The sequence below is a fragment of the Asticcacaulis sp. genome (assembly GCF_020217185.1).
Lineage (GTDB): Bacteria > Pseudomonadota > Alphaproteobacteria > Caulobacterales > Caulobacteraceae > Asticcacaulis.
Map to the genome: position 1 here is coordinate 1 of NZ_JAIWNX010000240.1, position 10,248 is coordinate 10,248.

7 protein-coding genes, 1 tRNA gene and 1 CRISPR repeat array are annotated in these 10,248 nt (G+C 61.2%); of the genes, 4 read left to right on the top strand and 4 right to left on the bottom strand.

Features of this window, described 5'->3' with window-relative positions:
• Window positions 1-1,234: DEAD/DEAH box helicase (locus tag LDL37_RS11895; RefSeq protein ID WP_290798484.1), on the bottom strand; the 1,234-nt coding region annotated here is incomplete at its 3' end.
• A gap of 65 nt (window positions 1,235-1,299) precedes the next feature.
• Between LDL37_RS11895 and LDL37_RS11900 the strand changes: the two genes are divergently transcribed.
• Both LDL37_RS11900 and mfd read left to right on the top strand, forming a co-directional pair.
• Window positions 1,300-1,593, top strand: a complete 294-nt coding sequence (locus tag LDL37_RS11900; protein WP_290798487.1) for a succinate dehydrogenase assembly factor 2 — start codon at window positions 1,300-1,302, stop codon at window positions 1,591-1,593.
• A complete protein-coding gene (mfd, locus tag LDL37_RS11905) occupies window positions 1,594-5,100 on the top strand; it encodes a transcription-repair coupling factor (protein WP_290798490.1) in 3,507 nt (1,168 codons plus the stop codon). It begins immediately after the preceding gene.
• Here the strand turns inward: mfd and LDL37_RS11910 are convergent.
• Complete coding sequence (locus tag LDL37_RS11910; RefSeq protein ID WP_290798493.1) at window positions 5,097-6,431, bottom strand: diguanylate cyclase; 1,335 nt, start codon at window positions 6,429-6,431, stop codon at window positions 5,097-5,099. The two genes, mfd and LDL37_RS11910, sit on opposite strands and share 4 nt — an antisense overlap.
• Before the next feature lie 112 nt (window positions 6,432-6,543).
• Complete coding sequence (locus LDL37_RS11915; protein WP_126423767.1) at window positions 6,544-6,777, bottom strand: sulfurtransferase TusA family protein; 234 nt, start codon at window positions 6,775-6,777, stop codon at window positions 6,544-6,546.
• A gap of 89 nt (window positions 6,778-6,866) precedes the next feature.
• On the opposite strand from LDL37_RS11915, the gene LDL37_RS11920 reads away from it, so the two are divergent.
• A complete protein-coding gene (locus tag LDL37_RS11920; protein WP_290798497.1) occupies window positions 6,867-7,481 on the top strand; it encodes a hypothetical protein in 615 nt (204 codons plus the stop codon).
• Between the two features lie 39 nt (window positions 7,482-7,520).
• Here LDL37_RS11920 and LDL37_RS11925 read toward each other — a convergent pair whose 3' ends face one another.
• Window positions 7,521-8,864, bottom strand: coding sequence for a mannanase (locus LDL37_RS11925; RefSeq protein ID WP_290798500.1), 1,344 nt, complete (start codon window positions 8,862-8,864; stop codon window positions 7,521-7,523).
• Between the two features lie 169 nt (window positions 8,865-9,033).
• On the opposite strand from LDL37_RS11925, the gene LDL37_RS11930 reads away from it, so the two are divergent.
• Window positions 9,034-9,123, top strand: a tRNA-Ser gene (locus tag LDL37_RS11930).
• A 208-nt stretch (window positions 9,124-9,331) separates the two neighbouring features.
• A CRISPR array of direct repeats spans window positions 9,332-10,212; the repeat unit is 28 nt; unit sequence CGGTTCATCCCCGCGTGGGCGGGGAGCA.
• Window positions 10,213-10,248: the final 36 nt, after the last annotated feature.

Sequence of the window (10,248 nt, forward strand, 5' to 3'; positions counted from 1 at the left end):
AGTGGACGCTGTCTCCTTTCAGGAACAGGCGTTGCCGCTGTCCCACGCCGAAGCGGTGCTGTTCGTCGATAACGCAGAATTGCAGGCTTTTGAACGCCACGCCTTCCTGAAACACGGCATGGGTGCCAAAGATCATTGTGGTGTCGCCCGACGCTACGGCGGCGCGTTTGGCTTCGCGCTCCTTACCCTTGTCGCGTCCGGTCATCAGCACGGCAGAAATGCCCATATCGCTCAGGATAGGCAGGGATTTTTCGTAATGCTGGCGCGCCAGAATCTCGGTCGGGGCCATCATGACGCTCTGATGCCCGGCTTCGGCAACGTCGATCATGGCCATCAGGGCCACCAGAGTCTTTCCCGACCCGACATCACCCTGAATGAGGCGGTTCATGCGTTCGCCGGAGCGCAGGTCACCGCGAATATCGTTCAGGGCACGTGTCTGCGCCCGCGTGAGGGCGAAGGGCAGGGTGGACAACGCCTTATCGGCCCACAGGTGACGGTCGATGATCAGGGCTGGGGTGGCCTGACGGTGCTGCTTACGCGCCTTCATGGCCAGTTGATGGGCCAACGCCTCATCATAGGCCAGCCGCTTGCGCGCCGGGGCATCAGGCAGCAGGTCGGCTTCGCTCACGGGGGCGTGGGCAGCGCGCAACGCATCCGAAAAACCGGAAATTTTCAGTCGCCCCAGCGTCTCAATATCCAGCCACTCTGGCAGGTCGGGCACCCTGTGCAGGGCTGCCTCGACGAAGCGCCGCATCAGCCGGGGCGAAACCGCCGCTGTCGCCGGATAGACGGTTTCAAACAGGGGGATGGTGTCCTGTTTGTCCAGAGGCACCACATAGTCCGGATGGTTCATCTGAAGCGACGAACCGAAACTTTCGACCCGGCCGCTGATCCAGCGGACTTCGCCGACGGGATGTTGCTGTTCGAAGCCCCGGATGGGATGAAAATAGGTCAGTTGCATCTGCCCGCTATCATCAAAAACGGTGATGCGCTGTGGTCCTTTACCGGCGCTTTTCTGATAGCTGCCGATGGTCACGCACAGGGTCTGAACCTGCCCCACGCGGGCCTCGGCGATGCGACTGACGGGCCGAAAAATCAACTGGCTGGGCAGGGTAAACAGCAGGTCACGCACATAGGGCCCGACGTGACGGATCAGATGCGGCGCAATTTTCGGCCCGACCCCTTTCAGGCCGGTCAAAGACGTGTAATAGGGGAACAAAATTTCCGGACGCATAGGCTCTTTCAAGCACCAAACCGTATGAAAGAGAAGGGCGATTGCGCTCCATAGACGGGAAAACCATGACCGACACCGCTGACGATCTCCATCAGGCCCGCCTGCGCAAACTGTGGTTCCGCGCCTCGCGACGCGGCTTCAAGGAGGCGGACATCATTCTGGGGCATTTCGCCGAAGAATATCTGCCGACCATGACCGCCGAACAGCTCGATATTTTCGAAGCCCTGCTCGAAGCGCCGGATCAGGATCTCTATGGCTGGATCATCGAACGCGACCCCGTGCCCCCGGAGCATGATTCCGAAATCATGAACCAGCTCAATCAGTATTATAAGATAGCTTACACAAAGCTTCAGCAATAGATGTCCGATATTTCCCGCATTACTGCCGCCGCCACCCGCCTGTCCCTGACCGGGTGTCCGCCGGGTTACGACAGTCTGGTGGCGTCGGACCTGACGCGCGCCGAAGGGCTTGCGCTGTTTGTGGCGCGCGATCACGGTCGTATGAACGCCATCGCCGAAGAACTGGCCTTCTATGCGCCGGAACTGGATGTGATTCGCTTTCCGGCATGGGACTGCCTGCCCTATGACCGGGTGAGCCCGACGACCGGCCTGATTGCCCAGCGCATGAGCGGCCTGACGCGGCTTCAGGCGCTGAACGGGAAACCGGCCAAGCCTGTGCTGATCCTCACCACCTCGGCCGCCTTGTCGCAGAAGGTGCCGCCGCGCGACGCCATGCGCGGCAGCCTGTTGTCGCTCAAACCCGGTCAGAGCATCGAAACGCGCGAGCTTGAGGCCTATTTTTCGCGCAACGGCTATAACCGCGTCTCGACCGTTTCCGAACGCGGCGAATTCGCCGTGCGCGGCGGCATTATCGACGTCTTTTCGCCCAGTCAGGACGAGCCGGTGCGGCTCGATTTCTTCGGCGATCAGCTCGAATCCATCCGCACCTTCGATCCGGAAACCCAACGCTCGCTGAAACAGATTGCGGCGATTGACTTCATGGCGGTGAGCGAAATCCTGCTGGATGAACAAAGCATCAGCCGTTTCCGTCAGGGCTATCTGGAAAACTTTGGCGCGCCCGGCGATGACCCGATCTATGCGGCGGTGTCTTCCGGTATCCGTCGGCAAGGCGTCGAAACCCTGCTGCCGCTGTTTTATGAGCGCCTCGACAGCGTGTTCGATTACCTGCCGCCGCAGACCCTGATCCTTCTGGACGGTCTGGCCGAACAGGCCTTTGGCGAATGGCGTGACTCTGTGCTCGATGCCTATGAGTCGCGCAAAGGGTCCGGCGATGCCCGCGTCATGGCCAAGGGCGCCGTCAAGCTGGACAGCGGCTATCGCGCCCTGCCACCCGGTCGCCTCTATCTCGACGATAGTGAATGGCAGAGCGGTCTGCAAAAGGGCCGCGTGCGTCAGTTCGAGACCTTTCAGCGCGATGAGGCTTCGGCCATTGATCTGGGGGCGCGGCCGGGGCGCAGTTTTGCACCGGAACGCCATCAGGACAGCGTCAACCTGTTTACCGCCGTGGCCGACCACGCCAAGGCCCTGTCGAAGGCCGGGAAGCGGGTGCTGTTCGCCTCGTGGACCGAAGGCTCGTCTGATCGTCTGGGAGCCATGCTCTCCGATCATGGGCTCGATAAGACGCGGCTGGCCAAGGACTATGCCGACGCGCTGAGCTTCGGGGTCGCCGGCACCAAGGCCAAGCCGATCCAGCGCGCCGTTCTGCCGCTTGATCAGGGGTTTGAGACCGAGACCCTGGCGGTTATTTCGGAAACCGATATCTTAGGTGATAGATTAGCCCGCCCGCGTAAACGTCGGCGTGCCAATAATTTTCTGGCCGAAGCCTCATCCCTGTCTCAGGGCGATCTGGTGGTGCATATCGAGCACGGCATCGGGCGCTATGAGGGCCTGAAAACGCTGAGCGTCAACGACGCCCCGCACGCTTGCCTCGAACTGCAATACGCCGCCGAGGCCAAGCTGTACCTGCCGGTCGAAAATATCGACCTGCTGACGCGCTATGGGGCGGATTCCGACACGGCGCAACTGGACCGTCTGGGCTCGGCAAGCTGGCAGGCGCGCAAAGCGAAGGCCAAGGAAAAGCTGCGTGAGATGGCCGATGGCCTGATCCAGCTCGCGGCGGCGCGTGCGCTCAAGGTGGGTCAGCAGATCGACCCGCCGTCCGGGCTTTACGACGAATTCTGTGCGCAATTCCCCTACGAAGAAACCGAAGACCAGCTCAACGCCATCCACGATGTGCTCGACGACCTGTCGAAGGGACATCCGATGGATCGTCTCATCTGCGGCGATGTCGGCTTTGGCAAGACCGAGGTGGCCTTGCGCGCGGCCTTTGTGGTGGCCATGTCGGGTCAGCAGGTGGCCATTATCTGCCCGACGACGCTTCTGGCGCGCCAGCATTTCAAGACCTTCAGCCAACGCTTTCAGGGCTGGCCGATCCGCGTGCGCCATCTGTCACGCATGGTAACGCGCAAGGAGGCGGACGAGACGCGCGACGGCCTGAAAAACGGCGAAGTCGAGGTGGTGATCGGCACGCACGCCCTGCTGTCCGAGCAGGTCGGATTCAAGGATCTGGGTCTTGTTATCGTCGATGAGGAGCAGCATTTCGGCGTCAAGCACAAGGAAAAGCTCAAGGCTTTCCGTGCCGATGTGCATATGCTGACCCTGTCGGCGACGCCGATCCCGCGCACCTTGCAAATGGCACTTTCCGGAATTCGGGAAATGTCCATCATCGCCACGCCGCCGGTGGACCGTCTTGCGGTACGCACCTACGTCCTGCCGTTCGACGCCGTCAGCATACGCGAGGCCTTGCTGCGCGAGAAATATCGCGGTGGACAGGCCTATTATGTGGTGCCGCGCCTGAAAGACCTGCCAGACCTCGAACGCTTCCTGCGTGAGCAGGTGCCGGAGGTGAAGTTTATTGTCGGCCACGGTCAGATGACCCCGACCCAGCTCGAAGAAGTCATGACCGCCTTCTATGACGGTCAGTACGACGTGCTGCTGGCGACCACCATTGTTGAGTCCGGACTGGATGTGCCGACCGCCAATACGCTGATCGTCCACCGCGCCGACATGTTTGGTCTGGCGCAGCTTTATCAGATCCGCGGGCGCGTCGGGCGCTCCAAGACGCGCGCCTTTGCCTATCTGACGACGCAGCCGCACCAGATTTTAAGTGAAGCCTCAGAAAAGCGTCTGAAGGTCTTGCAATCTCTGGATAATCTGGGAGCTGGGTTCCAGCTTGCCAGCCATGATCTGGATATCCGTGGCGGCGGCAATCTGCTGGGCAATGAGCAGTCTGGCCATATCCGTGAAATCGGCGTCGAGCTGTATCAGCAGATGCTGGAAGACGCTGTGAATGAACTGCGCAGCCGTGCCGATGAACCGGCCACGGATCACCGGGGCTGGTCGCCGCAGATCAATGCCGGCGCCGCCGTCATGATCCCGGAAGACTATATTCCGGACCTCAATATCCGCCTGTCCCTGTACCGCCGCGTGTCAGAGGCCGAAAAGCGCGAGGATCGCGAAGCGCTGGCTGCCGAACTGATCGACCGCTTCGGACCGATTCCGGAAGAAGCAGAGCAACTGCTGAAGGTGGTCGGCATCAAGGGCCTGTGCCGTGAAGCCAATGTCGCCAAGATTGACGTTGGGCCGAAGGGCGCGGTCATTAGCTTCCGCCATGATCAGTTCAGCAATCCTGTGGGGCTGATCGGCCTCATTCAGGCGCATCCGCAGGATTGGAAGCTGCGTCCGGATCAGAAGCTGCTCGTGCGGGGCGAATGGCCGGACGCAGCCGGGCGTCTGGCCGCTGCAGAAAAGATCATGACGCGGCTGGCGGCCATAGCCGCAAGCTAAATCGCCTGATCCATATCCCCGGAAGACGGGCGAATCTGTTGAGCGGCGCGCGTCAGGGCTTCGGCCACGGGTTCGCCGTCGATCAGTTCCGCTACGCCGACATCGAATTCGACCACAAAGGGCGAGCGGCCGTTACCGGATTCAAACGCCGTGCAGCTTATGACGGCTCCGATCCGCTCCCCGACCAGGCGCGCGGCGGCTTCGGGCGTGGCGGGCAGGGCGAGAGCAAACACCTCTTCCGACAAACGGCCCGCCGTGTCTTCGGCGCGCACCAGCCGCGAGATCATCGACCCGATCTGAGGCATGGCGCGCTCAAGCGATTTGCGCATTCGGGCCTGTGCAATTTCCGGATTTTCGGAAATTTTAAGCACGCAGACGCTCAAAGGCCGGTTGCGTTGGCTGGACGCCTTGGCCAGACGCGCCAGATGGGCGGCAAACAGGTCGCGGGTAAACAGCCCCGTACCTTTGTCCATGTATGGGCTGTGGTTGACGGCCTCCAGCGCCTGCCGCGTATTGCTCTGGCGACGATAGGCGCGGGCCAGACGCAGCACCCGGTCGGCGATTTCGGCTTCGTTGGCGCCCGGCGCGGAGACGTCGTTGACGCCACGCAGGAAGGCGTCGCCCAGATCGAGATCGACGGATTTCTGCAAACGCAGGAATACCGGCGTGTGGTAGAGCCGGGTATTACGCCGCATACCCGATGCGATCGACAGGGCCTCAGCGACGGACTCACGCCCCCACAGAACGACGGCGTCGAACGTCTTATCATGAAGATAATCAAAGGCTGAGTAGCTGGTGAAGGCGGCATAGAGGTCCACACCCCGCGCGCGCAGAGTATGGCTGAGGGCCAGAAAATCCGGGTCTGCCGGCCCTACCGAAAGTATGGCCAGCGGCTTGTCATCGTCGCGCGACGGTATGTCCAACCCCAGCGCGTTCAGGGTGTCGCGCCGCAGTTCGTATTCCTCTTCGGCGACATTGGCGCGCACCATATGCTCAAGGCCAAGGAGGATTTGCTGCGGGTGGGCGTCGCGGTCATAGACCATGTCCCAGCCTTCGGGGATGTCGTATTGACCATTGTGGGTTACCTGCACAATGGGCAGGCGGCGCGGCGCGCAGGCTTCGCGCAACTGGGTCACCAGCTTTGCCGAACACTCCGGATGGGCCGCATCGACCAGAACCGCCTCGATCTGAAGATCCCCGATACAGGCCAGTGCCGCGTCGGGGCGATAGGCCGTAATGGTGCGCCAGCCCAGCCGGTCAAGCTCAGCCCCCAGCCGCTCAGGCCATTGCTGATCCTTCGCCAGCAGCAAGACGCGCGCCTGAATATTCAACTCAAACTCCCTGAGATACAGGCCCTGACACGCAGGATATCCGGCCGCCAGACAAGCGGTAGAAAAGGCCTAAACGATTCGTCTCGCCAAAAGGTAAACGCGCCGGAAAGGTTTAGCCGCTGACGACAAAGCGCCTGTGGGCGTCTTCGGCGACGGAGGCGATCAGGCGAAATCCGTTCTGCTGGCAGAAGTGCGGCACGTCGATCTGGGCCATCGGATCGTCGGCCAGGAGCGTGATGACGGCGTCAGGATGCTCGGACAGGGCCTTACGCAGGCGCAGGGTCGGTACCGGGCAGCGATGGCCACGGGCGTCGATCAGCAGGGCAGGCGGCTCGGTCGGGGTCACGGAGGTCTCAAAAATGCCTTTCCCATGCAGAAGGCTTGGTCAATGCCGCCGAATCCGCGCAAATGCAAGCGGGATAGAGGAGTCGCCCCATGCGCTGGCTGATCGTTCTGTTGTCACTGATGGCCCTGACGCCGGTCGCCAACGCGCAGGTGTCCTCCGAGCCGGATTTCTTCGCCCGTGTCCGCATGGCCGGGTTTGAGACGCCGGTGGAGGTGCGCCGCACAGGCGCAAAAATGCGGCTGGATATGCTGAGCGGCGGTGTGTCTCAGACCTATATTGCCGACCGCGACAAGGGGGTTTTGATCCATCTGACGTCGGCGGGCGGCAAACGCATCGCGCTGCTGTTCCCCTTGAACCGTGAAGCGGCCCTGCTGCCTCTGCCGCTTGATCTGGCGACGCTGGAAGCGCGGGCGACGGTGCGTCCGGTGGGCTCAAGCCTGATGGCCGGACAGCCGTGCCGCACGCTGGAATTCAGCGGCTATCTTAATCAGTCGGGGATGGCCTGTGCCAATAACGACGGCATCCTGATGCAGATGACACAGAAGGGGCGCAATGCGCCGCTGTTTCAGGTGGTGGCCTATGCCAGGGGGGCTCAGGATGCCAAATGGTTCGTCATTCCGCCGGATTACCAGACGGCGGTTTTGCCGGGTTTGGGCGGCGCGACGGCACCGGCGGGCCCTGCGGTTAATCCCGTAAAACCATAAAAAAGGCCGGGGGTTAACCCGGCCTTTTCATAAAACACATCAGGAGACTTTGAGCTTTTTGATCCGCTCGGCGTGCTGACGGATCAGGCCTTGCGTCGAAGTGTCGGTATTGAAGACGCTGTACCAGCCCTGCGGCTCGTGCGGCGGATCGCCGACATAGGCGGTTTCCCCACGCAGCATCCAGTAATCCTTATGCAGGGCGCGGCCCGCACCGCCCCAGGCCCAGAAGTTCGACCCCGACACCGGCCCGCCGGTTTTCACCGCGTCTTCGACCGCCTTATAGATCATGCCATAAAACTTGTCTTTCCAGACGGTTGGCGTGCCCGGCTCATATTTCACTTCATCTCTGGGGAAGCCGAATTCTTCGAAGACCAGCGGCTTGTTCATCGCCGTGGCGATGCGGATATGGTCGTCGATATATTTTTGCACCTTGGCCGCGCCGGCATCGAAAGTGCCGGGCAGGTCCTTGCCATCGACCCAGCTCCAGTTCTGCGGCCAGATGTGCGCCGTCAGGTAGTCGATCTCCTTATGCGCATCGATCAGGAATGTTTCATTGCCGACGACGCCCATCAGACCCTCATGGCCCAGCGACACCAGATGATGCGGCGCCAGCGAGCGGATCAGTTTGGCCGTCGATGAAATCCACGCCAGATAGGCCGGCATGTGCTGCGCGGCGATCTCAGGCCCGCCACCGGGGCGCGGCTCGTTGCTGAGCTGCCAGGCCATGATGGTGGAGTCGTCGCGATACGGCTTTTTCGTCAGCGAATTGGTGCGCTTGAGCAGGAACTGCACATAGTCGTGGTACATGGCCACGGCCTTTTCATTGGCATAGAATCGCGAGCCGACATCGGCAAACTCCGGCCACGGGTGGGCCGGGTCGCCATTATTGATATAGTGGCCGGTCGTGTAGTCGAGATAGGCCATCATGCCGCCCGACCATTCCCAGAAGTTGGTCAGGTACAGCACGGCCTTCATGCCGCGCTTGTGCATTTCGACCAGCAGGTAATCCAGACCGATCAGCAGGTCTTCGTTGTATTTGCCGTTTTCGCGCGTGCGGAAGGCCGGATCGAGCGAGTTTTTCAGCGGCGACAGCTCAGACGAGGCCAGAACGCGCAGATTGGTGACCCCCAGCGCCTTGAGATCATCCAGTTCCTTCTGAAGACGCTTGCGGTCACCGAAGGCGGCATCGGCCCCCAGATAGGCACCGTACCAGATATTGGCCCCGACGAAGCGATAGGTTTCGCCTTTGAGTTTGAAATGCGGGCCCTGAACGGTGACGAAATCACCGGTCGGGGTGGCAGCCGAGGCATGGCTGACCATCGTCAGGGCACCGAGGCTGAGCGAAGCCAGCAGGGCGCTGCGGCGGGAAAGGGACGCGGGCATGGGAATCCTTCCTGTTTGTTTTTGGTGGACGCAACTTAACCTGTAATAATTATTTTTGAAATATTTAATCGATGAACGGACGTTTTTGGCTGACGGCTGAGGATTTATCCCCACAGGCTCTTGGCAATCGCCAAGTGTCACGATAGAAGCGCATTCCGCTCAAAGGCAAGGACAGGTGGCCGAGTGGTTTAAGGCAGCGGTCTTGAAAACCGCCGTAGGTGGAAGCCTACCGTGGGTTCGAATCCCACCCTGTCCGCCATCTAAAATTGAAAATGCTGGATTTTTTCTAGTTTCAAGTGATGGTTCCCTAAATGGCTCCCTAAACCTTTCGGTATCTGCGTGCGGACCTAGGTCGCCCACGACGCAAGGGACCACATCATTAAGGTTCGTCATTTCACATGAAGGCGATTGGGGGCGCCGGAGCTAAGTTCACCCGAGAGCTGTGTTTCATATAAATACGCACTTGCCGATTCATCCCCGCGTGGGCGGGGAGCAGTCCGCGAAGAAATGAGCGTTCTGAATTGGGCGCGGTTCATCCCCGCGTGGGCGGGGAGCAGTCATAGCGGGCTGGGGTGCGGTGTGGTGTTTCCGGTTCATCCCCGCGTGGGCGGGGAGCAGGTTTGAAATTGTCGTTCGCGGGAACGAACGGTCGGTTCATCCCCGCGTGGGCGGGGAGCAGAGATAGAAGAGGATCAGCATGGCGCTGATCAGCGGTTCATCCCCGCGTGGGCGGGGAGCAGAAGGGCATTCTTCATGCCGTTTTGCGTGGTGGCGGTTCATCCCCGCGTGGGCGGGGAGCAGGTGTCGTCGTCACAAAAACCCGTGGATCAGGCGGTTCATCCCCGCGTGGGCGGGGAGCACCAGCAGGACATTGCCGATAATAACGGCCGTGTCGGTTCATCCCCGCGTGGGCGGGGAGCACGCCGTGAGGGTGGTTTCGGTTTTGATCCCCGTCGGTTCATCCCCGCGTGGGCGGGGAGCACGTACTCGGTTTGGGCTTTCGCCTTTTCCAGCGCGGTTCATCCCCGCGTGGGCGGGGAGCACCCTTCAAGGCTATGAGGGGCGGCATCAGGACACGGTTTATCCCCGCGTGGGCGGGGAGCACTTGCGCGTTGAGCGTGGCGCTCGTCGCGAATGCGGTTCATCCCCGCGTGGGCGGGGAGCACGATCATGTCCTGAAGGGTGGCGTACATCGGGTCGGTTCATCCCCGCGTGGGCGGGGAGAACGCGTTCGGAAAACTGCGGCGGCACAAGGAAACCGGTTCATCCCCGCGTGGGCGGGGAGCACCTTAAGTGTTCAGGTAGTAACCGTGTTGGGCGCGGTTCATCCCCGCGTGGGCGGGGAGCACACGGTGAAACCACTACCGTTGAATGGAAGGGCCGG

Bases quoted from the DNA above. Each gene is read 5' to 3' on its own strand.
- LDL37_RS11900 (WP_290798487.1), top strand. From the start codon at position 1,300: ATGACCGACACCGCTGACGATCTCCATCAGGCCCGCCTGCGCAAACTG.
- mfd (WP_290798490.1), top strand. From the start codon at position 1,594: ATGTCCGATATTTCCCGCATTACTGCCGCCGCCACCCGCCTGTCCCTG.
- LDL37_RS11920 (WP_290798497.1), top strand. From the start codon at position 6,867: ATGCGCTGGCTGATCGTTCTGTTGTCACTGATGGCCCTGACGCCGGTC.
- LDL37_RS11925 (WP_290798500.1), bottom strand. From the start codon at position 8,864: ATGCCCGCGTCCCTTTCCCGCCGCAGCGCCCTGCTGGCTTCGCTCAGC.